22 protein-coding genes are annotated in these 25,396 nt (G+C 74.3%); 18 read left to right on the top strand and 4 right to left on the bottom strand.

Annotation, left to right across the window (positions count from 1 at the left end; all coding sequences use genetic code 11):
* Positions 1–135: 135 nt before the first annotated feature.
* The 10 genes from A6V29_RS08360 (at position 136) to A6V29_RS08305 (ending at position 8,742) form a co-directional block, all read left to right on the top strand.
* Entirely contained in the window at positions 136–840 is a 705-nt protein-coding gene (locus tag A6V29_RS08360; protein ID WP_137159877.1) for an SGNH/GDSL hydrolase family protein, read from the top strand.
* A gap of 69 nt (positions 841–909) precedes the next feature.
* The gene (locus tag A6V29_RS08355) at positions 910–1,176 is read left to right on the top strand and encodes a hypothetical protein (protein WP_137159876.1); all 267 of its coding nucleotides are present in this window, start codon (positions 910–912) and stop codon (positions 1,174–1,176) included.
* 56 nt (positions 1,177–1,232) lie between these two features.
* Positions 1,233–2,672 carry a bifunctional phosphatase PAP2/diacylglycerol kinase family protein gene (locus A6V29_RS08350; RefSeq protein ID WP_212719146.1) on the top strand — a complete coding sequence of 480 codons (1,440 nt, stop codon included), beginning with the start codon at positions 1,233–1,235 and terminating at the stop codon, positions 2,670–2,672.
* A gap of 148 nt (positions 2,673–2,820) precedes the next feature.
* Positions 2,821–3,369 (top strand): DoxX family membrane protein, encoded by a 549-nt coding sequence (locus tag A6V29_RS08345; protein ID WP_170977768.1) that lies wholly within the window; start codon positions 2,821–2,823, stop codon positions 3,367–3,369.
* Positions 3,366–4,412: a PHP domain-containing protein gene (locus tag A6V29_RS08340; protein ID WP_212719149.1), complete on the top strand. Its 1,047-nt coding sequence runs from the start codon at positions 3,366–3,368 to the stop codon at positions 4,410–4,412. Before A6V29_RS08345 ends, A6V29_RS08340 begins: the two co-directional genes overlap by 4 nt.
* Positions 4,413–4,589: 177 nt before the next feature.
* Entirely contained in the window at positions 4,590–5,549 is a 960-nt protein-coding gene (locus tag A6V29_RS20765) for an LGFP repeat-containing protein (RefSeq protein ID WP_249933112.1), read from the top strand.
* 66 nt (positions 5,550–5,615) lie between these two features.
* Positions 5,616–6,452 carry an LGFP repeat-containing protein gene (locus A6V29_RS08315; protein ID WP_137159875.1) on the top strand — a complete coding sequence of 279 codons (837 nt, stop codon included), beginning with the start codon at positions 5,616–5,618 and terminating at the stop codon, positions 6,450–6,452.
* A 246-nt stretch (positions 6,453–6,698) separates the two neighbouring features.
* Positions 6,699–6,848, top strand: a complete 150-nt coding sequence (locus tag A6V29_RS20760) for a hypothetical protein (protein WP_170977760.1) — start codon at positions 6,699–6,701, stop codon at positions 6,846–6,848.
* A gap of 116 nt (positions 6,849–6,964) precedes the next feature.
* Positions 6,965–7,648, top strand: coding sequence for a polysaccharide deacetylase family protein (locus tag A6V29_RS08310; protein ID WP_137159878.1), 684 nt, complete (start codon positions 6,965–6,967; stop codon positions 7,646–7,648).
* Positions 7,645–8,742: a glycosyltransferase gene (locus A6V29_RS08305; RefSeq protein WP_137159874.1), complete on the top strand. Its 1,098-nt coding sequence runs from the start codon at positions 7,645–7,647 to the stop codon at positions 8,740–8,742. Before A6V29_RS08310 ends, A6V29_RS08305 begins: the two co-directional genes overlap by 4 nt.
* On the opposite strand, the gene A6V29_RS08300 is transcribed toward A6V29_RS08305, so the two are convergent.
* Positions 8,719–9,798 (bottom strand): GNAT family N-acetyltransferase, encoded by a 1,080-nt coding sequence (locus A6V29_RS08300; RefSeq protein WP_170977766.1) that lies wholly within the window; start codon positions 9,796–9,798, stop codon positions 8,719–8,721. The two genes, A6V29_RS08305 and A6V29_RS08300, sit on opposite strands and share 24 nt — an antisense overlap.
* A 158-nt stretch (positions 9,799–9,956) precedes the next feature.
* On the opposite strand from A6V29_RS08300, the gene A6V29_RS20755 reads away from it, so the two are divergent.
* The 3 genes from A6V29_RS20755 to A6V29_RS08285 are packed head-to-tail and all read left to right on the top strand — an operon-like array spanning position 9,957 to position 14,862.
* Positions 9,957–10,673, top strand: a complete 717-nt coding sequence (locus A6V29_RS20755) for a 4'-phosphopantetheinyl transferase family protein (RefSeq protein ID WP_170977765.1) — start codon at positions 9,957–9,959, stop codon at positions 10,671–10,673.
* Positions 10,670–13,624, top strand: coding sequence for an acetoacetate--CoA ligase (locus tag A6V29_RS08290; protein WP_137159871.1), 2,955 nt, complete (start codon positions 10,670–10,672; stop codon positions 13,622–13,624). The genes A6V29_RS20755 and A6V29_RS08290 overlap by 4 nt, the downstream gene beginning before the upstream one ends.
* Positions 13,621–14,862, top strand: a complete 1,242-nt coding sequence (locus A6V29_RS08285; protein ID WP_137159870.1) for a hypothetical protein — start codon at positions 13,621–13,623, stop codon at positions 14,860–14,862. The genes A6V29_RS08290 and A6V29_RS08285 overlap by 4 nt, the downstream gene beginning before the upstream one ends.
* Here the strand turns inward: A6V29_RS08285 and A6V29_RS08280 are convergent.
* Together A6V29_RS08280 and A6V29_RS08275 are read right to left on the bottom strand one after the other, a co-directional pair.
* Positions 14,792–15,943 (bottom strand): GNAT family N-acetyltransferase, encoded by a 1,152-nt coding sequence (locus A6V29_RS08280; protein ID WP_137159869.1) that lies wholly within the window; start codon positions 15,941–15,943, stop codon positions 14,792–14,794. The two genes, A6V29_RS08285 and A6V29_RS08280, sit on opposite strands and share 71 nt — an antisense overlap.
* A gap of 31 nt (positions 15,944–15,974) precedes the next feature.
* The gene (locus A6V29_RS08275; RefSeq protein WP_137159868.1) at positions 15,975–17,117 is read right to left on the bottom strand and encodes a glycoside hydrolase family protein; all 1,143 of its coding nucleotides are present in this window, start codon (positions 17,115–17,117) and stop codon (positions 15,975–15,977) included.
* A 121-nt stretch (positions 17,118–17,238) separates the two neighbouring features.
* On the opposite strand from A6V29_RS08275, the gene A6V29_RS08270 reads away from it, so the two are divergent.
* Complete coding sequence (locus A6V29_RS08270; RefSeq protein WP_137159867.1) at positions 17,239–18,534, top strand: O-antigen ligase family protein; 1,296 nt, start codon at positions 17,239–17,241, stop codon at positions 18,532–18,534.
* The gene (locus A6V29_RS08265) at positions 18,531–19,127 is read left to right on the top strand and encodes a YveK family protein (RefSeq protein ID WP_170977764.1); all 597 of its coding nucleotides are present in this window, start codon (positions 18,531–18,533) and stop codon (positions 19,125–19,127) included. Before A6V29_RS08270 ends, A6V29_RS08265 begins: the two co-directional genes overlap by 4 nt.
* Here the strand turns inward: A6V29_RS08265 and A6V29_RS08260 are convergent.
* On the bottom strand, positions 19,124–19,747 hold the full coding sequence (locus tag A6V29_RS08260) for a YveK family protein (protein ID WP_170977763.1): 624 nt from the start codon (positions 19,745–19,747) through the stop codon (positions 19,124–19,126). The two genes, A6V29_RS08265 and A6V29_RS08260, sit on opposite strands and share 4 nt — an antisense overlap.
* A gap of 1,769 nt (positions 19,748–21,516) precedes the next feature.
* Here A6V29_RS08260 and A6V29_RS08255 point away from each other — a divergent pair.
* From A6V29_RS08255 to A6V29_RS08245, 3 genes are all read left to right on the top strand, one after another.
* On the top strand, positions 21,517–23,061 hold the full coding sequence (locus A6V29_RS08255; RefSeq protein WP_170977762.1) for a sugar transferase: 1,545 nt from the start codon (positions 21,517–21,519) through the stop codon (positions 23,059–23,061).
* A 10-nt stretch (positions 23,062–23,071) separates the two neighbouring features.
* The gene (locus A6V29_RS08250) at positions 23,072–24,121 is read left to right on the top strand and encodes a glycosyltransferase family 4 protein (protein ID WP_170977761.1); all 1,050 of its coding nucleotides are present in this window, start codon (positions 23,072–23,074) and stop codon (positions 24,119–24,121) included.
* A 510-nt stretch (positions 24,122–24,631) separates the two neighbouring features.
* Positions 24,632–25,393, top strand: coding sequence for an IS110 family transposase (locus tag A6V29_RS08245; protein WP_137159862.1), 762 nt, complete (start codon positions 24,632–24,634; stop codon positions 25,391–25,393).
* Positions 25,394–25,396 lie beyond the last annotated feature (3 nt).

Here is a 25,396-nt window from a genome sequence, read left to right as displayed (position 1 = left end):
GTCCGTGGTCAGTACAACTAGCGGGGGCGGCGACGATCAGCTCACCTGATCATCGAGCGTCCTCCCTCGTGGTGGACCGCGAGGGAGGACGCCGCACGATCAGGTGACCTGATCGTCACGGAAAGGGGGGGCGCAGTGGGGGAAGAACGGGGACGGCGCTGGCTCGCCGTCGGCCTGGTCGTCGCCGCCGCCGGTGCCGGGTTCGCCGTCTGGCTCGGCCGCGACGACGGGTTCGACTGCGGCCCGCTGCTCGAGGACCGCACCCGCCTCATGGGCGAGCCGTTCGGCCAGGGCAGCCGCACCGTCGCCGCCCTCGGCGACTCGTACACCCTCGGCAGCGGGCTGTCCGGGCCGGAGGCCGCGTGGCCTGCCGCGCTCACCTCGCGCCTGGACGTCTCGGTGGTCGTCGACGGTGTCGGCTCCACCGGGTTCACCACCCGCGGCTTCTGCCCCGGGGACGACGTCACCTACGGCGAGCGCGTCGACGACGACTGGATCGACGCCGACACCGTCGTCGTCCAGGGCGGGGTCAACGACGTGCTGGCCGGCCGTCCGGACGACGTCGCCGCTGCCGCCGGAGACCTCCTCGCCGAGCTCGAGGACGTGCCCACCGTGCTGCTCGTCGGCCCGCCGAACCTCCCGGGCGCGGACCCGGCGGACCTCCGGACGGTCGACGACGCGCTCCGCAGCGCCGCCGACGACGCCGGGCGCCCGTACCTGCCGCTGATCGGCGCCGGCATCGAACTGCAGCCGGACCTCGTCCATCCCACCGCGGCGGGCCAGCAGCGCATCGCCGACCTGGTCGCGCTCGCCCTCGCCGCGGCGGGCCCGCAGCAGTAGCCACCCTTTCGGGTGAAGCGGTCGGTGGAGTGGATACATCCATGCAGCTCAGACGCCGATCCGCAGCGCATGGACAGACACCGGACGGCGACGGCGCTGCCGTTCGCCCACCTCTCCATGGCGACCGCGGCACTCCGCGAGGCGCTGGCCCGGCAGCTCCGCGAGGCCGGTGACACGCTGATCGCCGACTGGTCGACGCTGCGCGTCGTCGGGCCGTTCGAGCAGTTCGACCGCTCCGGCCGGCGCACCTACGAGTACCGCGGCTCCGTGCAGCACCGCCGCCGGGTGCCCGCGCTGCCCAACGCCCGACCCGCCACGCAGCCCGCCACCGTCTGACCGACCCCGAGCTCCGCGACGGCGCCGGGGGCTGCGCTGAACTAGCGTCCCGTTCCGTGCCCGGCCCCGCGCGCAGGAACCTCGACGTCCGGCTGCACGCGCTCGTCGGCGGGCTGCCCAGCTCCCCTGCCGACCGCTGGCTGCGCCGGCTCACGCGCTCGGCGAACCACGGCCGGCTCTGGCTGGTCATCGGCGCCCTGCTGGCCACCCGGCGCGGAGCGCTGCGCCGCGGCGCGGTCCGCGGCCTCGGCGCGATGGCCGTCACCAGCGCGGTCGTCAACGTCGTGCTCAAGTCGCTGTTCCGCCGCGGCCGTCCCGAGCACAGCGGGCGTCCGGAGCGGCTGCTGCGCCGCTCGCCCACGACGTCGTCCTTCCCCAGCGGGCACTCCGCCTCCGCCGCCGCCTTCGTCACCGGCGTGGCCATGGAGTCGCTCCCGGTCGGGGCCGCCCTGGCCCCGGTCGGGCTCGCGGTCGGCTATTCACGGGTGCACGTCGGCGTGCACTTCCCCGGCGACGTCGTCGCCGGGTTCGCCGTCGGCGCCGGAGTGGCCGCGGCCAGCCAGCACTGGTGGCCGGTGCGGCCGACCCAGCCGGCCCGGGTGCGGCCGTCGTCGCAGGCCCCGGCGCTGCCCGACGGCGAGGGGCTGGCGGTCGTGGTGAACCCGCTCTCCGGCCCGGACACCTACGACCCCGCCGCCGAGATCTGCCGCCTCCTCCCCCGCGCGCAGGTCCTCGAGCTCACCCCCGACACCTGCGTCGAGGACCTCCTCGAACCCGCCGCCCGCGACGGCGCGAGAGCGCTGGGCGTGGCCGGCGGCGACGGCAGCGTGGCGGCGGCCGCGGCGGTGGCGCTCGAGCACGGCCTGCCGCTGGCGGTCATCCCCGCCGGCACGCTCAACCACTTCGCCCGCGACGTCGGGCTGCTCACCCCGCAGGACGCCGTCGACGCCGTCCTCGCCGGGGAGGCGGTGACCGTGGACGTCGCCGAGGTCAACGGGACGCCGTTCCTCAACACCTCCAGCCTCGGCGCGTATCCGGAGATGGTCCGCCGCCGCGACCGGCTCAGCCCCCGGCTCGGCAAGTGGCTGGCGCTCACAGTGGCCGCCGCGCAGGTGCTCCGCAGCGGATCACCGCTGGAGCTCACCGTCGACGGGCGGCCGTTGCGCGCCTGGATCCTCTTCGTCGGCAACGGCGTGTACACCCCGCGCGGCCTCGCGCCCGCGTGGCGGCCGCGGCTGGAGGACGGGCTGCTCGACGTCCAGTGGCTGCGCGCCGACCTGCGCTTCGGCCGCACCCGCGCGGTGCTGGCCACGCTGCTCGGCGTCAGCGAGCACAGCCGCAGCTACGGCAAGTTCCAGGCCCGCGAGCTGACGGTCCGCTCGCTGTCGGGACCGCAGCGGGTGGCCTACGACGGCGAGATGGGCGAGCCGGCCACCGAGTTCAGGTTCGGCCAGCGCAGCACGCCACTGACCGTCTACTGCCGCCACCCCCAGTAGGGGCCAAAAGCGTGCTTGTGGCCCCTACTCGAGGTCAGGAGTAGGGGCCGAAAGCGTGCTTTTGGCCCCTACTCGAGGGGCGGATGCCGCCGGTGATCACTACCGTCGGCGCCAGCAACCAGGAACGACAGAGGGAAAGAAGGTCACCATGCTGGTCCGCCGGATCGCCCGGCCCCTGCTCGCCGCGCCGTTCGTGGTCCTGGGCGTCGACGCGCTGCGCAACCCCGGCAAGCGGGTGGAGCTCGCGAAGCCGCTCGTGGAGAAGGTCGGCGGCGCCGCGGAGGACGTGCTGCCCGTGACGCTGCCCCGCGACGCCGAGCAGTGGGTGCGGATCAACGCCGGCGTCATGGTCGGCGGTGGCGCGCTGCTGGGCCTGGGCAGGATGCCGCGGCTGTCGGCCCTGCTGCTGACCGGTTCCATGGTGCCGACGACGCTGGCCGGCCACCCGTTCTGGACGTTCGACGACCCCCAGCAGCGCGGGCAGCAGCGCATCCAGTTCCTGAAGAACGTCGGCCTGGTGGGCGCGCTGCTGCTGGCCGCCGTCGACACCGAGGGCAAGCCGTCGGTCGGCTACCGGGCCCGGCGGGCCGCGAAGAAGGCCGCCGACGCCACCGAGAAGAGCATCGAGAACGCCCAGAAGCGCGCGGCCAAGGCGCAGAAGAAGGCCGAGAAGAAGATGAAGAAGGTCCGCAGCTGAGCGCACCCCTGACGCCGGCGGCCGCGCTCCGGAGGATCGCCTTCCTCCTGGAGCGCGCCCGCGAGCCCAGCTACCGGGTGCAGGCGTTCCGCACCGCGGCCGCCGTCGTCGACGGGCTCGACGAGGACGCCCTCGACCTGAAGATCCGCACGAACACGCTCAAGGACCTCAAGGGCGTGGGGCCCAAGACCGCCGCCGTCGTCGTCCAGGCGCACAAGGGCGAGGTGCCCGAGTACCTGGCGAAGCTCGAGCAGGAGCTCGCCGAGCTCGTCCCGATGGCCGACGACGTCGCCGCGTTCCGAGCGCAGCTCAAGGGTGACCTGCACAGCCACTCCGACTGGTCCGACGGCGGCAGTCCGATCCGGGAGATGGCCGAGGCCACGATCGCGCTGGGGCACGAGTACCTGGCGCTCACCGACCACTCCCCGCGGCTCACCGTGGCCAACGGGCTGAGCGCGGCGCGGCTGGAGAAGCAGCTCGACGTGGTCGCCGAGCTCAACGGGGAGCTCGCGCCGTTCCGGATCCTCACCGGCATCGAGGTCGACATCAACGTCGACGGCAGCCTCGACCAGACCGACGAGCTGCTCGGCCGGCTCGACGTCGTCGTCGCCAGCGTGCACTCCGAGTTGCGGGCTCCGAAGGCGCAGATGACCGAGCGGATGCTCACCGCGATCGCCAACCCGCACACCGATGTCCTCGGCCACTGCACCGGCCGGCTGGTCATCGGCCGCCGGCAGCGCGACGGCACCCAGAAGCCGCGGCCGGAGAGCGAGTTCGACGCCGAGGCCGTGTTCGGCGCCTGCGTGGAGTTCGGCACCGCGGTCGAGATCAACTCCCGCCCCGAGCGGCTGGACCCCCCGCGCCGGTTGCTCACCCTGGCGAACGAGCTCGGCGCGGAGTTCGCCATCGACACCGACGCGCACGCCCCCGGTCAGCTGGACTGGCAGTACAACGGCGTCGAGCGGGCGATCGAGTGCGGCGTCGAGCCCAACCGCGTCATCAACACGAAGAGCGCCAACGAGCTGCTGACCTGGATCGGCTGAGCACCCAGCGCCGATGTGACGTCTGTGCACTCGTGCGCTGAGCTGCGAGAAAGCAGGTGCGCGAGGGCTACCGCAGCCACCGCGCGGCGGTTAGCTTCTCCGCGGCCCACATCCGGGCCGCGCGCGCCTTTCGCTCCCGTCGACGGCCGAACCTGACCGTCCTCGGAAGGACCCCGCATGTCCCGCAGCACCCGTCCGCGCCGTCGCGCGGCCGCAGCCCTCGTCACCGCCGCCGTCGCCGCGGTGATCGGCCTCGGCGGCGCCTCCGCCGCGCAGGCCGACACGTACCACACGCCGTGGGGCCCCCAGCAGGTCGGCGGCGCGATCCTCGGCACCCACAAGGCGCTCGGCGGGCCGGGCAGCGCGCTCGGCCTCCCGGTGACCAGCGAACGTGGCACCCCCCCACGGCATCGGCCGGTTCAACCTCTTCAACCGAGGCGGCATCTACTGGACGCCCCGCACCGGTGCGCACGGCGTCTGGGGTCAGATCTGGTCCTGGTAAAGCCTGCAGGGTTGGGAGACCGGCCCCTCGGCTACCCGACCAGCAGCGAGCTGACGACGCCGGACGGCGTCGGGCGCCTCAACGCCTTCCAGCACGGGGCCATCTACTGGCGGCCGCAGACCGGTCCGAAGGCGGTGCGCGGCGCGATCTACCAGCGATACGCCTCGCTCGGGTGGGAGACCAGCGGGCTGGGCTACCCGATGACCGACGAGCTCGCCACCCCCGACGGCCGCGGCCGGTACTCCGCCTTCCAGTGGGGGAACATCTACTGGACGCCGTGGACCGGTGCGAACGCGGTGTGGGGCGCGATCTCCGTGGTCTACGCCCAGCAGGGCTGGGAGCGCGGCGCGCTCGGCTACCCGCTGACCAGTGAGATGCGCACGCCGAGCCGGATCGGGCGCTACAACCACTTCGAGGGCAACGGGTCCATCTACTGGGCACCGCAGACCGGCGCGCACGTGATCAGCGGCCACATCCGCATGGCGTGGGCGGACATGGGCTGGGAGAACTCGGAGCTCGGCTTCCCGGCGTCGCCGGAGTACGCGCTGGAGGACGGCGGCCGCGGGCAGGACTTCGAGTTCGGCTGGATCGAGTGGTACCCGGGCGAGGGCGCGACGGCCTACGTGGAGGAGTAGCCACGCCGGCGCCGATGTGACGCCGATCAGCGACGACCACCCTGCCCGTCCCCGGGAGGAACCCGCATGTCCCGCAGCACCCGACCGCCTCGTCGCGCGGCCGCAGCCCTCGTCACCGCCGCCGTCGCCGCGGTGGTCGGCCTCGGCGGCGCGTCCGCCGCGCAGGCCGACACGTTCCGCTGGACGAGCCCGAACTACATCACCTACACGGTGCAGGGCGCGATCCTCGACCACTACCGGGCGCACGGCGGCCCGAACGGGCGGCTCAACTACCCCTTCTCCGACGAGCTCGCGATGCCGGACCGGTTCGGGCGGTTCACCGTCTTCGGTGGCGGCTCGATCTACTGGACGCCGTGGACCGGGGCCCACGCCGTGTGGGGCGCGATCCTCGGGCGGTGGGGCTCGCTCGGCTGGGAGGCCGGCCAGCTCGGCTACCCCACGACCGATGAGCTCGTCACGCCCGACCGCGTGGGCCGTGTCCAGGTCTTCCAGCGCGGGCTCGTCTACTGGACGCCCTGGACCGGTGCCCACGCGGTGTGGGGCGCAATCCAGCAGCGGTACGCCGCCCTGGGCTGGGAACGGAGTGCGATCGCCTACCCGACGACCAGCGAATTTGCGACCCCGGACGGCCGCGGCCGGTACAACACCTTCAGCCGTGGCGGAGCCATCTACTGGACGACGTCCACCGGCGCCCACGCGGTGTGGGGAGCCATTTGGCAGACCTACAGCTCGAACGGTTGGGAAGCCGGCCCCCTGGGCTACCCGGTGACCAGCGAACTGCCCACGCCCGACGGCATCGGTCGCTTCAACCACTTCGAGGACGGCTCGATCTACTTCTCGCCCGCCACCGGCGCGTACGCGGTCACCAGCGAGTTCCGGGACGTCTGGGCCTCGATGGGCTGAGAGAACTCCGAGCTGGGCTACCCGACCTCACCCGAGTAGGAGAGCCTGGGCGGCACTGTGCAGGAGTTCCAGTTCGGTTGGATCGAGTGGACTCCGGAGGAGGGCGTCGTCGTCCACCTCGACGCGTGACCGACGGCGGCCCGCAGCGCTGACCGGCGACCGCCGGAGCGCAGGAGGGTAGACAGGGACGCCTGTGGGTAGCCCGAGCCCCGCGAGGAGACAGCCCGAGTACCGGGAGGATTCGCCGTGTGGATCGGCCTGCAGCCCGTCCTCGGCGCCGAGGCGCGCCGTTCCCGGCATCGGCACCTGCACTGGTTCCGCAGGGTCGGGGACGACGCGTTCAGCGGTGGGTCGCTGTACCGCTGCCGCTGCGGAGAGGTGCGCCCCGGTTTCTGACGCCCCGCCGTCGATCGAGGCCGTCCACTACGGTGACGGGCCGACCGAGCGGAAAGGCAGTTATGGGGGACGACGGACAGCGCCGAGCCGCGCCGCGCCCCCTGCCGCCGGTGCTGATGTACCACTCGATCAGTCCTGCCACGACGCCTGATCCGCATCTGCTGCGCGTGCACCCCCACCGGCTCGGCGCCCAGTTGCGGGCGCTGCGCCGGCTGCGCCTGCGCGGAGTCTCCCTCGCTGAACTCGTCGCCGCTCGCGACCGGGGCGAGGGCGCCGGCCTGGTCGCGCTGACCTTCGACGACGGCTACCTCGACTTCCTCGAGTACGCAGTGCCCGTGCTCGACCGGCACGGCATGACCGGCACCGTCTACGTCGTCACCGATCGGCTGGGTGGCGAGAACGACTGGGACGAGGGCCCCCGCCTGCCGCTGATGGACGCCGACCAGGTGCGCCGCGTCGCTGCTGCCGGGCACGAGGTGGGCAGTCACTCCGCCACCCACGCCCACCTGTCCGGGCTCGACGCGGCGGCGCTGCGTGCTGAGGTCGCCGGCAGCCGGGCGACGCTCGAGGACGTGCTGGGCGCGCCGGTGCACGGCTTCTGCTACCCGTACGGCGACGTCGACGCCGCCGCCGCGGACGCCGCCCGCGACGCCGGCTACGACCACGCCTGCGTGACGCGCGACTACTCCGTCGGGGACCGGCACACCCTCCCCCGTTTCTACGTGGGTCAGCGGGACACCGGCCCGCGGCTGGCCGCCAAGCTCGTCCGCCATCTGGTCGCCCGCGCCCGCGTGCGATGAGGGTCCTGCACGTCATCACCGGCCTGGCCGCGGGCGGTGCAGAGAACCAGCTCCGGCTCCTGCTGCGGCACAGCCGGCACGACGCGGAGGTGGTGGCGCTGTACAACGCCGGCTCGGTCGCGGAGCAGCTGCGCTCGGACGGCGTGCCGGTGCACGACCTGGGCATGCGCAGCAACACCGAGGTCGGCGCGGTCCTGCGGCTCGCCCGGCTGACCCGGCGCGGTCGCTTCGACGTCGTCCACACCCACCTCTACCGGGCGTGCCTGTACGGCCGGGTGGCCGCCCGGCTGGCCGACGTGCGCGCGGTGGTCGCCACCGAGCACTCGCTGCTCGACGACCAGCTCGAGGGCAGGACGGCGAGTCGCGGCGTCCGCCTCCTCTACCTGGCCACCGAACGGCTGGGCAGGGCCACGATCGCGGTCTCGGGTGCCACCCGGGACAACCTGCTCCGCTGGGGGGTCGCCCCCGAGCGGGTCGTCACCGTGCCCAACGGCCTGGACCTCGACGCGCTGGCCTTCGACCCTGCCCGGCGGGCCGCGGTGCGGGCCGAGCTGGGCGTGCCGGACGGCGCCCGGCTGGTCGGCGCGGTCGGCCGCCTGCACCCGGGCAAGCGGTTCGACGAGCTGATCCGGTCGCTGGTCCCCTGTCTCGGCCCTGCCACCCAGCTGCTGATCGTGGGCGAGGGGCCGGAGCGGGCGTCGCTCGCCAAGCTGGCCGCCGACCTGGGCGTGACGCGCTTCGTCCACCTGGCCGGCGAGCGTCCGGTAGCCCCGGCCCTGTCGGCGATGGACGTGCTGGCGTCGCCCTCCCGCTACGAGACCTTCGGCCTGGCTGTCCTGGAGGGGCTGGCCGCCGGGCTGCCGGTGGTCTTCCGCCGCTGCCCGGCCCTCGACGAGCTCCGAGCCGAGCTGCCCGGGGCGGTGCGGATCGGTCCAGACGACGACCTGGCCGCAGCGCTCGCCGGCATAGCAACCGATGCTCGACGCGCGTGCCCCGGCGAGCTCGCGGCGTTCGACATCCGCTCGGTGGCCGCCCGGATCGACGACCTGCACGAGCGGCTGGTCGCGCGGTCAGCCGGTTCGGCGGGCCCGTAGCCGCTGCAGCCACCGCGCCCCGGTCAGCGCGGTGGAGCCGAGCGGACCGTGTAGCGGCACCAGCACGGTGGAGAGGGTTCGCCGACCGGACCACAGCTGGTTGAACAGCGTGTTGTCCGGGACGGTGGCCGAGTCGCGCCAGGCGTAGCGGCTGTCGCCGCCTTCGTCGACGCAGTGCAGGAGCAGCTGCTCGCCTGGGCGGTGCTCGCCGAGGGCCTCGTCGTAGGCGGACTTCAGGTGCAGCGATCCTTCACCGGCGTCGAAGTCCACCCACATGGCGGCGGTCCGCCCTCCGGCCTCCACGGCCAGGACCTCGAGCCGACCGGCAGCCCGCAGCCGGTCGCAGGTCTCGCGGAACCAGGCGACGTGCTCGTCCCGGCAGGCGATCGCCGTCCCTTCGCGCCCCTTCCACCCCGCAGCCTCGAGGACGACGAACTCCTCGATCGCCGCCGGGTCGTCGGCCCGGTCGACCACGCGCACCGGGCCCAGCGCGTCTGCCATGGCTTCCCGCTGGCGGCGCAGCCGGTTGTAGCGGTTCCGCCGATTGCGGCTGGGCACCGCCGCCCCCTCCCGCTCCCACAGCGCCCGTTCGTAGGTCTTCAGGCGGACCGCCGCCCGACCGCGCTCGGCCAGGGCCGCGTCGAGAGCAGCCGCCGCGGGCCCGCCCTCGGGGAAGTAGCGCAGGAGCAGGAGCGGAGCGGGCACCGCCGCCGGCGCCCGCAGCAGGGCGGCCGCCGCGCGCACGGGATCGTCGCGGTCCAGCAGCGGGACGCCCAGCGGCTGGAACGGCTCGACCCAGGCCTGGAGGAGCGGCACGGGCATCCGCAGGCCACCGGGCAGCGGCACGACGACCGGCCAGCGAACCGGCAGCACGGCGGTCAGCCGGTTCCCCTCTCGCACCGCGAGCAGCCCGGCCCGGCCCCGCCCGGCCAGGTGCCGGAGCGCCGGCAGCACCACCTCCGGCTCGGCGAAGGGATTGGGCTCGACGGCCCTCTCGACGAGCCCCCGCCACGCCTCGACGACCTCCGCGGAGAGGTGGTGCGCGGTCAGGAGCACGGCACGTCCCCGCCCCCGGCCGCCCGGTCGGCCGCGGGTCACCGGCGCCGGCCGGGAACGACGATCATGGCGCGAGGCTAGTGGCTGCTCCGTCACGGAGATGCCCGACCGGCGGACAGGCATACCCACCGGACGCCCCCCAGTGTGACGATGAGCCGGTGACGTGCCAGCCCGCCGGCGGCTCAGCAGTGCCCGGTCCGCGCCTGTGGTGGGTCGACCTGCGCGCGGACGACGGGGTCGTGGCGTACGCCGAAGGCCTGCTCACCGACGGTGAGCGGAGCCGGGCCCGTCGCGGCGTGCCGGCCGTGCACCGCCGGCGGGTGCTCCTACGGGCAGCCCTGCGCAGCCTGCTCGCCGCCGAACTCGGCGTTCCCGCCCAGGAGGCGCCGGTGACCACGACCCCGGCCGGCCGGCCGGAGCTGCCCGGGACCAGCCTGGACGTCAGCTGCTCGGCCGACGGCGCACTGGGGCTGGTCGCCCTCGCGACCGGCCTGCGGGTCGGCGTCGACGTCGAGACCATCGCCCCCTGGGATCCGGCCGTCCTCGACGAGGGCTGGCTGCACCCCGATGAGCGGGCCGAGCTCACCGCCCTGCCCGTCGAGGCACGTCCGACGGCGCTGACCCGGTGCTGGACGCAGAAGGAGGCCGTCCTCAAGGGCCTGGGCACCGGGCTCGGCGGCGGGCCGGCGCGGCTGCGCACGCCGGTCGGACCGGGCGGCGGCGAGGTCAGCCGCTGGACCGTCCGCGCCGTACCGGCACCATCGGACCGGGTCGCCAGCGTGGCCACGTCTTCGCTCGACGGCCGGCACCGCCCAGGATGGCAGACCGGGGCGGTCCGCCCCAGCACGTTCCGGTGGCGAGAGGCGACGGCATGACCCTCACCCGTGCACCCCAGCTGGCCGGCTTCCGGGACCGCTGCTCGGCGGCGTCCGGCACCGACCTGACCGACCCCGCCCGCCTGTACGAGTTCTCGGTCACCCAGCCGGAGCTGTTCTGGCGCGAGCTGCTGCACTGGTCGGAGCTGCCGTGGTCCGGTTCGGCGGAGCCAGTGCTGGAGGGGACCGACGTCGAGACCGCCCGCTTCTTCCCCGACGTCCGCCTGAACTACGCCGAGGCACTGCTGCGCCCGCTGCCCGGCGTGGACGACGACGCTCCCGCGCTGACCGCCGTGCACACCGACCGGCCGGCGGAGCACCTCGGCCGCCGCGCGCTGCGGGCCGCGGTCGAGCGGACGGCGGCCGCGCTGGCAGCCGACGGCGTCCGCGTCGGCGACCGCGTGGTCGCCATCGCCCCGAACACCGCCCAGGTGGCGGTGGCGGCCCTCGCCGTCGCGGCACTCGGTGCCACGCTGTCGACTGCGACCCCGGACATGGGCGCCGCCGCACTGCGCGGCCGGTTCGAGCAGGTGGACCCGGTCGTCCTGCTCCTCGACCGCACCGGCATGACCGACGACACGCTGCGCGCGCTGGTCGCCGGGCTGCCCACGCTGCGCCGGCTGCTCCTGCTCGACGACGGCGCCCTCCCCGCGGACCTGCCGCTGCCGCCGCAGCGGCTCGCCGACCTGGTCTCCGCCACGGACCCCGGTGCCCGCGTCGAGTGGCCCCGGCTGCCCTTCGACCACCCGCTGTTCGTGATGTTCTCCTCGGGCACCACCGGCCCACCGAAGGCCATGGTGCACGGCGCCGGGGGCACGCTGCTGGAGCACGTCAAGGAGCATCGGCTGCACGGTGACCTGCGGCCCGAGGACACCCTCTACTTCCACACCACGACCGCCTGGATGATGTGGAACTGGCAGCTCTCGGCGCTGGCCGTGGGTGCGCACGTCGTCGTCAACGACGGCCCGCTGCTGGGACCGGAAACCCTCTGGGAGCTGGTGGCCGGCCACGGCGTCACCGTGTTCGGCACCAGCCCCGCGTACCTGCAGCTCTGCCAGGAGCAGGGCTACCGGCCGAGGGATGCGGTGGACCTCTCCCGGCTGCGGGCGGTGCTCTCCACCGGTGCCGTCCTGCACGACTGGCAGTTCCGTTGGGTGGCCGACGCCGTCGGCGACGTGCCGGTGCAGTCGATCTCGGGTGGCACGGACATCATCGGCTGCTTCGTCCTCGGCCACCCCGAGCTGCCGGTCCGGCCGGGTCGCTGCCAGTCGCGCAGCCTGGGGCTCGACGTCGCCGCCGTCGACGCGGACGGCGCGGAGGTGGTCGGCCGGATCGGCGAGCTGGTCTGCCGACGGCCGTTCCCGTCCCGTCCCGTGGGCTTCCTGCGCGATCCCGACGGGAGCCGGTTCCACGCTGCCTACTTCGCCGACCACTCGGGCATGTGGACCCACGGCGACCTCGTCGACATCGATGCGGACGGGTCCACCCGCATGCACGGCCGCTCCGACGGCGTCCTGAACATCGACGGCGTGCGTATCGGGCCGAGCGAGATCTACACAGCGCTGCGCGCGGTGCCCGAGATCGCCGACTCCATGGCCGTCGAGCAGCGCGACCCCGGCCGACCCGGCCAGACGCGGATGGTGCTGCTGGTCGTCCTCCGGCCGGGCACGGAACTGGACGGCGACCTCGAGCGCACGATCCGGCGCACCCTCCGGCGGGAGGCGTCCGCGGCCCACGTCCCGGCGCTGGTGCGTGCGGTGCCGGGGTTGCCGCTCACCCACAACGGGAAACGCTCCGAGGCCGCCGCCCGCAGTGCCGTGAACGGGGAGGCGGCGCGCAACCGCGACGCCCTGAAGAACCCCGACGTCCTCGACGCCATCCGTGCGGCCGCAGCGAGCGATGCACCGGTCGGAGGCCCGGCGGCAACCGCCGCTCCCCTCCGGGCGCCCGTCGTCCTGGGCGCGGTTCCCGGGCCGGCCGATCCCGAGGACGTCGACCGGCTGCTGCCCGAGCTGGCCCGCCTGTGGTCGGAGGTGCTCGGCGTCTCCGACATCCGCCCCGACGACGAGTTCGCCGACATCGGCGGCACCTCCCGGCAGGCGATGCAGCTGCTCCGCCGGGTGTGGCTCGAGCTCGGTGTGGACGTGCCGGTGAGCGACCTGTACGAGCGCCCCACGCTGTACGGGGTCGCCGAAGCGATCGCCGCGCGACGGTTGGCGGGCACCGAACGCGCACCGGTGCTGCGGCCGGGGACCGGTCGTCCGCTGTTCGTGGTCACCGATCTCTGGGGGCAGCTGAACTCCTACCACTCGCTGATCCAGGGGCTCGCCACCGAACGACCGGTCAGGGGTCTCCAGCCGGAGCTGGCCGCCGCCGATGGTCGCCGGCGCACGATCGCGGAGGTCGCCGACGCCGCGCTGGTGCTGCTGCGCGACGCCCAGCCGAGCGGCCCCTACAGCCTGGCCGGCTACTCGTTCGGCGGGCTGGTCGCCTACGAGGTCGCGGTGCGGCTGCGGGCCGCCGGCGAGACCGTGAGCTACCTGGGCCTGATCGACGTCCAGCCGCCCACGGGCTCCTTCACGCGGGGTGAGGCCCGGGCGCAGCGCGCCGCCCTGCTGGCCAAGCGCCTGCGGACGGCGCTGTCCCCGGCCGGGCCGCAGGCCCTGCGGACCTACCTGCGCGAGAACCGCGACCGGTCCCAGGACGCCGAGCAGCTCGCCTTCGACAGGTCGGCCGAGGTCTTCGACGCGCACCGGCTCTCGCCGTACGACGGCCCGGTGACCTACTACTTGGCGCAGCGCCGCCTGCCGTTCGTCGGCAACACCCTCGGCGCCTGGCGCCGCGCCGCGCCGCACCTGCTGGTCACCGAGGTGCCGGGCGACCACGACGACGTGCTCAGCGGGCCGGGGATCGAGGTCCTGGCGCGACGGATCTCGGTCACCCTCGCTTGACCGCGGACGAGGAGCAGCTCACCCGCCGACCGGCCGGTCGCGTGCTCCGGCTGTGGCGCCGGGCAGGGCCGTTCCTGTCCCTCGGCGTGTCCGGCCAGGTCCTGACCCTCGCCGCGATGCTCGTGCCCATCCTGCTGCGCGAGACCGAGCAGGTCCTCCTCCTGGTGTTCACCTCCGCGGTGGCCGGGCTGCTGGTGAACCCGGGCATGCTCGCCTTCCCGTTCCTGTTCCCGGTGATCCGCGGGCCGCGGACGGCCAGGGTCGCCACCGTCGCCTCGCTCGGCACCCTCGCCGTCGTCTCCGCGGGCGCGCTGGCGCTCACCCCGCTGGAGGGCACCCTGGGGCTGCGCCCGGGCGCGTTCAGCGGCGCCGCCGTCCTGACCGCGACCTGGGGCCTCTACTCCGTGGTGGTCACCCGCCTGGTCCGGGCCGGCGACGTCACGGGCATCGGCCTGGCCCGCCTGTATTACGGGCTGGCCGTGCTCACCGCCGCTCTCGTGGCCGGGCTGGCCGACCTCGGGCCGTTGTCGCTGACCTACGGCACCGGCATGGCCTACCTCGCCGCGGCGCTGGCGCTCGTCCCTCGACGTTCCCACTGGGGTCCTCCGCTGCGGCCGATGGGAGCGCAGGCACGGCGCCGCCTGCGGCGCGCCTACCTGCGTCGTTCGGTGCGGCCGTCGGCCGCCAGCCTGGCCAACGGCTGGACGACCCTCGTGCCGGGGCTCGTGCTGCCCGGTCTCGGGAGCGCCGCGGAACCGTGGGCCATCGTCTCCCGGATGTGCGGTGGTTTCGCCACCGTCCTCATGGCGCTGGTCGCGCCGCCGCTGGAGATGCGGCAGAGCCGGTCGGTGCGTGAACGGGACGCCGGTGACTACGCGGCTGCTCGTCGCGCCGGCTTCCTGCTCGGCGCCGGATTCGCCGTCGTCGCCGTCGTCAGCGGCCTGGGGATGGCCCTCTATGCGACCGGCAGCGGGCTCACCGCGGCGTGGTTCCTGCCCGTCGCCGCCGCGACCGTCCTGTACTGGGGCTCGCTGCTGGCCGGCACCCTGGTCAACCGGCTGCCCAGCTTCCTGGGCCGGGACGGCGCCCGCCTCGCCTGGGACGCCGGCCGGGCCGCGCTGCTGACCGGCACCCTGCTGCTCGTGGACGGAACGGCCGTCCTGGTGGTCATGGGCATGGTGCTGGCGGTGTCGGCCGTGTTGCTCGTGTCCATGACCCGATGGCGGTCGGCCGGCTGACGAGATCGCGCAGCCACGGCGCACGCGCCCTCGCCCAGCCCGCCGCGGCCTGCCTGGCGGCGGCGGCCTGCACGAAGCCTGCCCCGCCGGAGCGTCCCGGCCGGGCGAGCACCAGCCGCTGGTGGGCCACGACGTCGGGGCGCCAGCGGAACTTGTACTCCTCCGTGCCGCGCATCATCGAGCACCGCGGGACGCCCAGCGACGTCGCCACCCGGAGGTCTTCGCGCAGCATCAGGGCGGCGACGTCGGCCACCTCCCGGAGCTGGGGGGCGATCCCCGCGAGGTAGGCACCCACCAGCCCCGGCCCGACCACGTAGAGCTGGCTGGCCACCAGGTCGCCCCCCAGCCGAAATTCGACGACCCGGGCCTGGCCCGCCGCCACCATCCCGTGCATCGCCTCCGTGAGGTGCGCGGCGAACGGGGCGGTGCCGTGCTCGGGGGTCATGCCGCGGCTCCGCCACTGCTCCTGGTGGAGGCGGAGCATGTCCGCGACCGCGGGCCGCACCCGCTGGACCGGGACGTCCTCGACCTCAATCCCCAGCTCGTCGGCCTTGCGCAGCTTCCGCCGCACGACCTTGGCGCTGCGCGCGGGCAGCCGGGCGAGCACGTCCTCCATCGATCCGGCCGACAGCTCCAGGGACATCGAGCTCGCGAGCCGCGTCACCCGCCCGGGCCACCGGGCCGACCATGCGAGGGCGGCGGCGTCGGGACGCACCTCGGGCAGGTCGACCACCCGCCAGCCCGGCTCGTCCAGGAGAGCATCGACGAGCGCTCCCGCTGCGGCGTCGTCGGCCACGAGCACGTCGGAGAAGTCGGAGATCCGGTGGCCCAGCGGCGCGAGGACGGGCCAGGGGCCCCGGCGGTCGAGGTACAGCGGCGCCGCCGCCACCAGCCTGCCGGCCCGCCGGACGACGCCGACCCGCAGCCGCCCCGGGGGGATGTAGGCGCGCGCCCAGGCACTGACCCAGTCATGCGACTGGAACGGGGTGGCCGACGGCGCGTCGGCGTACAGAGCCTGCCACTCGTCGGCGAGGGAGTCCAGGCCGTCGTGGTCGCGTACGACGGCCCGCTCCGTACCCATTCCGCGCAGCCTATGGGGTGCCGGGTCGCCTTCACTCCTGCAGTGCTGTCGCCGCCCGTTCGAGGGCCTGTTCGCTGGGGGTGCCCACGATGGAGAACCCGTCGTCGGGATCGTCCTCCCAGAGGTAGACGGTGAAGCCCTGCAGCCACTCCCAGCCGACGGCGATCCGCAGCGCGTTCGCCAGGTAGGCCGCCCGGAACGGCTCGGGCACGTGGTACCAGGCGCCGCGGGTGGTGGAGTAGCCGAACTCGCCGATCAGGACGTCGCGCTCGATGCCCTCGTCCTCGGCGACCTGCTCGCGGAGACGCTCCACGCCGCGGAGGGTCATGTCCTTGACGCCCCACTCGCCGCGTACGTCCCGCGTGCCCGCCGGCTCCTCCGGGTCGAAGCCCTCCCCGCGCTCGCCGGCATAGGGGTGGACGCCCAGCACGTCGTAGAAGAAGCGGTTCTGAGCGTTCCCGCCGCGCTCCGCCAGCGCGGCGCTGAGCCGGCTCATGTAGCCCAGGTCGTTGTTGCTGAGCACCCCGCCGACCAACGTCACGGCCGGGTCGACCCGCTCGGTGGCGGTCCAGACGGCCTTGAGCAGGTCGGCGTACTCGTCCGGATCGGGACCCTGCGCCCAGAACTCATCGATGTTCGGCTCGTTCCACACCTCGTAGCCGCTGACGTCGGTGCCGAACTCGGCCACGATCTGCGCGAACAGGTCGGCCCATCGCTCGACGTCGGCGCCGACCGGCGCGTACCACCGGCCCCGCTCCCTCATCCACTCCGGGCTGCTGTTGACCTGCATGTACACCCGCAGGCCGAGCTCCAGTGCTCGGGAGACGACCGGTTCGAGCGGGCCGGTCCGGCACTGCGTCGTCCGGCACAGCCAGCGCAGGTCCGCGGTGAGCCCGACGGCTCCCGCGCCCACCGCCGCGACGCGGTCCACATCGGCCAGGGCGCCGGCCAGCGTCTGGCGACCGTCGGGCAGGTCACCGCCGACCGGGATCACCGGCAGGACCAGAACCCCGTCGCCGCCCGCCGACGGCGTCGACCAGGGCGACGTCGGCCGATCGTCGGAACCGCTCACTGCGCCGCCTCCGGCCAGCGCAGCCACCACCGCCAGCACGATCCCGGCCACCCACCAGCGCCGAGCTCCCCGTGCCGCCCCGTCGTCCCGTCTCGTCCCCACCGACGCGCACCTCCTGCACGGCCACCGGGGAACGTCGTGTCACCGTCGGACTGCCATCATGACCCGTCCGGCCGGATGCGGCACGGGCCGAGGTGCATCGGCGGCCACAGGAAGGAGCCTCGTGCACACGCTGGTGACGGTGGCCGGCCGCCCGAGCACGTGGGTCGCCGTGGCCCTGCTCGCGACGCCCCTCGCTCCGGCTTCCGCCTCCGGCGACGTCGCGGTGACCCCCAGCGACGCGGCCCTGGTCATCGCCGTCGTGCTGGCGGGCAGGGATGTGCTGCACGGGCGGGGCACCGCGATGGTCCGGTCGGTGCCCGCGGTGGCGTTCTGGGTGCTCGGCGCGGCGACGTCGGTCGTGGCCCTGGTGGCGGTGAACCAGCCCGAGGGGCTGGTGGGCGGCCTCCGCTTCCTGCAGCTGTTCTGCCTCGTGCCGATCGCTGTCATGGTCGCGCTGCGCAGCCGCGCCGATGCCGTCGTCGTGCTGGGCTCGTTCGTCGGGCTCGCGGTGGTCGAGGGGACCATCGGCATCCTGCAGTCCGCGACGGGAACGGGGGCGGACATCGGCGGTCGGCAGATCCGGGCCGTCGGGACGTTCGGGGCGTACAACATCGGCGCGCTGGCGTCGCTGAGCGCGCTCGGGTTGCTGATCTGCCTGGCGCTGGCCGTCGTCCTGACCGGCCGGGCCCGGTGGTTGGCGGCGGGGACGGCTGCGTACCTGGTCCTGCCCCTCGTCCTCTCCCTCAGCCGCGGGACGTGGGTTGCCGTCGCCATCGCCGCAGTGGTGGTGCTCAGCCACGGACGTCCGCTGCGCCTGCTCGGTGCCGTCGGGGCCGCGGCGCTGGTGGCGGCCGCGGTGCTGCCCGTCCTGCTCAGCCGAGAGGGAGATGTGGCTGCCCGGATCACCAGCCTGCTCGATGCCGGATCCACCCCGGACCAGTCGGTGGTCGACCGGCTGGCCCTCTGGTCGGCGGCCCGCGACATGGCTTTCGACCACCCCTGGACCGGGGTCGGGGCACGAGCGTTCGCGGCGCACCGGGATGCCTACGCGGACCTCAGCCTCCTCGGGTCCAGTGACATCGCCATCGGCAGCGACTTCCAGCGAGTGGGCCTGGAGTCGCCGCACAACCTCTACCTGCTGGTCGCCGGGGAGCAGGGCCTGGTCACGGCCGGCTTGTTCGTCGTGGCCTTCCTCCTGCTCGTCACGCGCGGCCTGGTGAGGTCGGCCCGGCCCCGGTCGGACCTGACGGCCGCACTGGCCCTCGCCGGAACCGGAATGCTCGTGTTCCAGCTCGTCCTCATGCTGAGCGGTGACCTCGGCGGACCCGGCTCGATCTTCGTGGCCGTCACGCTCGGTCTGGCCGGATGGTCGGCCGCCGATCGGGATCTGGCGCCGGTCGACGGGGTGCCGCGATGAGCGACTCCGTCCGGACACCGCCCCCCCGGCCGCTGCCCGGAGCCCGGCTCGTCCTCCGGCGCGCGTGGTGGGTGGTCGCGGGGGCCGCGCTGGGTCTGGCGCTGGGCTCCGGGCTCGCCCTGCTGCGCCCACCGCTCTACGACTCGACGGCGTACCTGACAGTCACCTCGCCCGTCGGCCAGGACGCGGGAACGCTGGCCCGGGGGGCACAGGCGCTCGCCCGGCTCGGGACATCTCCCGGACTCGTGGGTCCCGAACTCCGGGCGGCGGGTCTGCCCGACGTCGCGGCCGCGCCGGAGCGGTACGTGCGGGTGCAGGCCGCTCCGGATGCCCCCGTGTTCAGCGTCACCGGGACCTCCGACGACCCGGCGGAAGCTCAGCGGATCGCCGAGACGGTGAGCCAGGCGCTCATCGGGGTGGAGCCGCTCGACCCGTTCCAGACCAATCTCGCGGCGGCCGCCCCGCTGCCCCGCGAGCCGACGGCGCCCCGCTGGGTGCTGCCGGTCGGCGGGACCGGGATCGCCGCGGGACTGACGCTGGTCGCCGCGGCGACAGTGCCCCAGCGACGTGCCCCGGCGCGCAAGGGGAGCTAGCCGGCCCGACGGGCGGCACGGGCGTGACTGCGGCGGGACAGCAACTCCGCCACACCCGCACCCAGCAGGAGCCCGATGACGACGGCGGTGGCGAAGTAGAGGGCGCCGGCCGTGACGTCGCGCCGATCCGGAGGCAGCGCCTCCGCCACCTGCTGCAGGTCGTACCCGGGCACCGGGTTCTCCGACGACTCGGCGAGGAGCTGCTCGGCCAGCTGGTTCGACCACTCGGCGGATCGCTCGGCGTCCGTCGTCGTCACCTTCACCGACAACAGCGGCGCGTCGCCGGTCTGGACGAGGGTGAGCCTGTCCTCGACGGTCCGCGCCGGGACGCCCAGGGCCTCGGCGGTCGCCAGGAGGATGGCGTCGGAGTTGCCGATCTCCACCCAGATAGCGGTGACCTGCAGGGAGACGTCGGTGCCGGGGTCGTCCGGGAGGACGGCGACGAGCGTCTCCGCGGTGTACGTCGGCGTGCTGTAGCGGTCGTAGGCGACGAGCCCCGCGACACAGAGCAGCGCGCCCAGGAACGGGAGCACGACCCACCAGATCGGCCGCAGCCCGGGCCGCCGGCCGGGTGGCGGGTCCGGCGCGGCGGCCGAGGGCGCGGCCGGCGGTTCCGGCACCGGGGCGGTGACCGTCGACCGGGACGCGCGTGCGGCGACGGCGCCCGACGGGGCCGACGGAGGCTTCGACTGCCTTCTCCGGGAGCGGCCATGTCCCTGCCCGCTGCCCTTCCTGGTCACCTCGCGGAGTCTAGGGCCCGGGCCTTCGCGGTCCGCAACCGTCGCTGGGGGTCACCCGGGAGCGTGAACGCGGCGCTCGTTCGGAGCGCCCAGGGATCGACACCGGGGCTACGCTCTGCAACGACAAGCCATGTGAAGAACCGCCCCGTCTCGCTGCGGGTTGAACTTCGCGGCTCGTCCGTCGCATCGTTCCCCGAGGGATGGCGCGACGGCAGCAGGAGGGAGCGGAGCAGTGAGAGCTGACACTGCGACGCTCCGGCCGTCCGTCACCGAGGACGCCGAGGGGGACGCCGCCGCGCTCCGCCGACCGCGGCGCTGGGGACGCCGCCTGATGTCGGCGGCGTTGTTCCTCCTGGCGCTGGGCGCGCTCTCGATCGTCACCGCAGGCGTCGCCCAGGCCGGCGACCGCGTGCCGGACCGGGCACCGGGCGCGGCGGTCGCTGCGTCGATGACGCCACAGGCCGGTGGTCACGGATCCGCCGCGGGAGACCGCCCGGCCGCCGCCGAGAACGCGCGCCCGGGAGCCACGCCCCCACCCGCCGACGCCGGGGACAGCGGCACCCTGCGGCAGCGCCCGCAGACTGAGCCGTCCCCGGCCCCGGCCCCGGCCCCGGACGCGCCCCGGAGCAGCCAGGCCGGACCGGAAACGGGTTCCAACGCTCCGGGTTCCCCGCCGACGCTCGTGGTGATCATGGAGCCCGCCCTCTCTCCTCCGGCTCCGCGGCAGCCGGATCCGCCACGGTCGTCGAGCACGCCTCCCTCCGACGACGGGATGCAGGCCGAGCACGCGGGGACGACGTCCACTCCGGCGGACGTGCCGGAGACGGCACCGGAGACGAGCACGGCCGTGTCACCGGCCGTCCCGTCCGGCGCGACGACGGCCCCGGCACCGCAGGCCGCGGCTCCCCCCGCGACAGTCGTCCCCTCGGTCGAGGCGCCGGCGACTCCTCCCCCTCCCCCTGCACCCGTGCTCGCTGCGCAGCACGCGACCGGCGCCACGCCCCCTGCGCTCTGCTCCTCCCCGGAACGCCGGGCCGCGCCGGATCGCGCGTCGGCCTCCGCCGCGAAGCGCACCGCGGCTCCCGAGCGGACCGACCTGCCCGCCCGGGACCGACCTGCCGACGAGCCGGCCACCCCGGCGCTCCCCACCGCCCCGCCACCAACCGCCCCGCCACCAACCGCCCCGCCACCCACCGCCCCGCCACCCCCCGCCCCGGCTCCGCCCGGCCCGGCGGGTTCCCACGGTTCCTCCACCGGGTGCCACGGCTCCTGGACCTCGCCGCACTTCAGCAGCGGTCCGGGCGGCGACCACGACTCGGCCGTCGTCGTGGCTGCCGAGACCGCCTCGCTCGCCCAAGTGTCCGCCCGGTACGTCGAGGGGTCCCTCGGTCACGCGGCCGCCGGCGCTCTGCAGCCCGGCGCGCGGCCCGACTAGGCGCATCAACCCAGGAGGCGCTCTGCCGGGGCGTCGTCCCGTCTGCCCCGCCGGGGCACGCTTCTTCGCGTGACGCGCTGGCCTGCACGTTGTCCGCCGCATCACAGTCACCCGCCCTGCAGACACTCGTTCTGCAGAGCCCATGCGCCATCCGTCCGAGGTCGACCGAGATGAGACGTCCCAAGATCTGCCCGCCCACGCCGCGGAGCCGGTCATGACCAGGGCCGAACCCGACGAGAGCACCCGAACGCCACGTTCGGTCGGCACCGAGTCGACGCGCGTTCCGCTGTACGAACTGCGCGACAACCTGGTCGCCGGCCGGGTGGCGGCGGCCGGCCAACCGCCTGCGCCCTTGATCGCCCCGCCGGACCCGTCGCGTGGCTGGGCCCGGCTGACCCAGTTCGGCCTCCGGCCGCTCCTGCTCGGGCTGGACCTGCTCGCCGTCGCGCTGGTGACGTCCGCCGCCCTGGTCGCGGGCGGCGCGGACGCCGCGAGGTGGGCCACGGGTGCTGCCCTCTTCGGCGTCCTCCTCCTGGCCCTCTTCTGGCAGGGCGGGCTGTACCGGTCCCGACTGTCCCTGTCGGTGCTGGACGACCTGCCGGCACTGACCGGCCGGTGGCTCGCGGCGGCCGCTCTGTTCGTCGTCCTCCAGTACGCCTGGTCGGCCGTGTCCGGCCGGGCGCCCGACCCGTCGTCGAGCTACCTCTGGGCGGCGGCTGCCATCGGCCTGCTGGTGCTCCCCCTCCGGGCAGCGGGATACCTCCTGGTCCGCCGGCTGCGCGCCCGCGGCGCGGTGTGGTACCCGACGCTGATCGTCGGCGCCGGACGGGTCGGCACGCAGGTGGCCGACGTGCTCGCCGAGCACCCGGAGTACGGACTCGTGCCGACCGGCTTCCTGGACGACGACCCGCCCGCGCACGGCGGCCCGCTGCCGCTGCCGCTCCTCGGCGGTCCGGACTCCCTGCAGCGGCTGCTGCAGAGCGGTCGGGTCAGCGCCGTGGTGGTGGCCTTCACGACTATGCCCGAGTCGGAGATGGTCCGGCTCATCCGCACCTGCGACCGGTTCAGCTGCGAGCTGTTCGTCATCCCCCGGTTCTACGAGCTGCACCAGGTGGACTCGAGCATGGACAGCGCCTGGGGGTTCCCGCTGGTCCGGCTGCGCCGGTCGACCTATCGCAGTCAGGCCTGGCGGGTGAAGCGGGTGGCCGACGTGCTGGTCTCCGGGCTCGCGCTGCTCTTCCTGGCACCACTGCTGGGTTCGCTGGCGCTGGCCGTCCGGCTCGACGGGGGTCCGGGCGTGCTCTTCCGCCAGGAGCGCGTGGGGGTCGACGGCCACCACTTCGAGCTGCTGAAGTTCCGCTCCCTGCGGCCGGCCACCGACGGCGAGTCGGAGACCCGGTGGACGGTGGCCGCAGATCCGCGCCTGACCTGGCTGGGCCGGGTGCTGCGGGCCACTTCTCTCGACGAGCTGCCGCAGCTCTACAACGTGCTCCGCGGCGACATGAGCCTGGTGGGGCCGCGACCGGAACGGCCGTACTTCGTCAGCCAGTTCCGGGAGCGCTACCCCAGCTACGAAGCTCGCCACCGGGTGCCCTCGGGTCTGACCGGGCTGGCGCAGGTGCACGGACTGCGGGGGAACACCTCCATCGCCGATCGCGCCCGATTCGACAACTACTACATCGCGAACTGGTCGCTCTGGCTGGACGTGAAGATCGTCCTGCGCACGTTCGCCGCGGTGCTGCGACGCGAAGGGCGCTGACGCGGTGTCCGTGGCGGAGGGGACGCGCGTCCTGCACGTCGTCCAGAAGTTCAGCAGCGGGGTGGGTTCGGCGATCGCCCAGTACACCCGTTCGGTGCCCGAGCTGGAGCACCACTTGGTCTCCGGCACACCGGTGGACGCCGAGGGCGACCTGGCCGACCACGGCGACTTCGCGTCGGTGCACCGGATGGACGGCAGCCACCTGTCCCGCATCCGGCGGGTGCGCGAGCTGGTGGCCGAGCTGCGGCCCGACGTGGTCCACGCGCACTCCAGCCACGGCGGCGCCTACGCCCGGCTGGCCGTCTCCCGGTGGCGCACGCCACTGGTCTACACGCCGCACTGCTACGCGTTCGAGCGCCGCGACGTCGCCTTCGCCGTCCGGGCAGCGTTCTGGGCGGTGGAGGCTCTGCTGGCGGTGAACACCTCCGCCGTCGCGGCGTGCTCGGCACGGGAGGCGCGGCTCTCCCGCATGCCCCTGCGACGCCCGCCCCGCTGGGTCGTCCCGAACATCGCGCCCGCGCACCGCCCCGACCGGCCGGGACGGCAGGGCACGGAGCGGCTGGTCGTCGGGGGCGGCCGGCTCTCCCCGCAGAAGGACCCGGCGTTCTTCCTGGCGGTCGTCCGCCGACTCCGCGCCGCCCGGCCCGGGCTGCGGGCGGTGTGGTTGGGCGACGGCGATCCCGCCCGGCGCGCCGCGCTGGAGGCCGAGGGCGTGGAGGTGACGGGCTGGCTGCCGCGGGACGCGACGCTGAAGACGCTCAGCGCAGCCGATCTGTACCTGCACTCCGCCCGATGGGAAGGGTTTCCGCTGATGGTCGCCGAGGCCGCGGCACTGGAAGTCCCGACCCTGGTGCGGCGACTGCCGTGTTTCGTCGACGTCCCGCTCGCCCTGACCCTGGACCCGGACCCGCACGCGCCACCACCCCTGGCGCTGCTCGACGACGGGGCGGCGGCCGCGACGAATGTGCTGGCGTGGGCGGAGGCGCTGGGGGGGCACACCGCGGCGGCGCAGCGTGCCGCGCTCCTGGCCGTGTACTCGGCGCAGAACAGTGCCCGATAGCCCTGGTCTAACCGGTCCTCGGCGGGGACAGTGCTGGGTGGGTCGACCGGGTGGGCGGCCATCGCGATCCACGCCACGGGGGCTTACGACCGGATCCCACAGCACGGGGTTGAGCGCATGTACGACGTGCTTGTTGTCATCGGGGCGTAGCTGCTGTTGACGCTCGTCGTAGGCCTGGCCCTCGGCGTGGTGATCCGCCGGGCCGGCCAGGAACCCGCACAGGCCGACCTTCCTTTCCCGGTCACCGCCGAGGGGGCGACGACTAATGGGGCTTACCGAGCCCGCTGGTGTCTGGCAGGTTCGGCGCCGGTAGCGGCCGGTGGGTCAGCACTCTCGACGACTGGAGCGCTTGGATTCCTAGGGTCAGATCGTGCGCCCACCGGTCGTGAGGGGACCTGACCGCTGATGGGATGACGTGCCCCGGGCCTGCTCCGGTGAGCACTTGACCATTAGTCCGCCGGCTGTCTCCTCCGCGCTGCCGACCGCAGAGGCCGACCGGAGGAGGCGCGGATGCTGTTCGTGGGCGATGACTGGGCCGAGGACCACCACGACATCGAGGTCCAGGACGACAACGGACACCGACTGGCCCGGGCCAGGCTGCCTGAAGGCATCGCCGGGTTGACCCGGCTGCACGAGCTGCTCGCCGAACACCTCGGCGACGACGACGTCGACCCGGAGAGCGGCTTCGTCGCGCAGAACGTGATGATCGGGATCGAGACCGATCGCGGGACGTGGGTGGCGGCGCTGGTCGCGGCCGGCTACCGGGTGTTCGCGCTCAATCCGGTGCAGGTCGCCCGCTACCGGGAGCGGCACGGCGCCTCTGGAGCGAAATCCGACCGCGGCGACGCGCACGTGCTGGCCGAGATCGTCCGGCTGGATCGGGCCCATCACCGGCCGATCGCCGGGGACAGTGCCGCCATAGAAGGGCTGAAGCTGGTGGCCCGCTCGCATCAGGGGTTCATCTGGGACCGCACCCGCCACTTCCTGCGGCTGCGATCGGCGCTGCGGGAGTTCTTCCCGGCCGCGCTCGAGGCCTTCCCCGATCTGATGGCCCCCGACGCGCTGGAACTGCTCGAGCGCGCCCCGGATCCAGGCCGGGCCGCCCGGCTGTCGAGGTCGAAGATCACCGCCGCTCTCAACCGCGCCCACCGGCGGGATCCGGAAGCCAAAGCCGAAGCGATCCAGGCCGTGCTGCGCGCCCCGGCGCTGCGCCAGGACCCGGCCATCGAGGCCGCCTACGCGGTGATCGTGGCTCTTCGCGGTTCCTGGTGAACG

Origin of the sequence: Blastococcus sp. CCUG 61487, from assembly GCF_005222955.1 — a bacterium.
GTDB lineage: Bacteria > Actinomycetota > Actinomycetes > Mycobacteriales > Geodermatophilaceae > Blastococcus.
The sequence above is the reverse complement of the archived record's forward strand: the minus strand, read 5'-3'. Positions and strand labels throughout refer to the sequence as shown.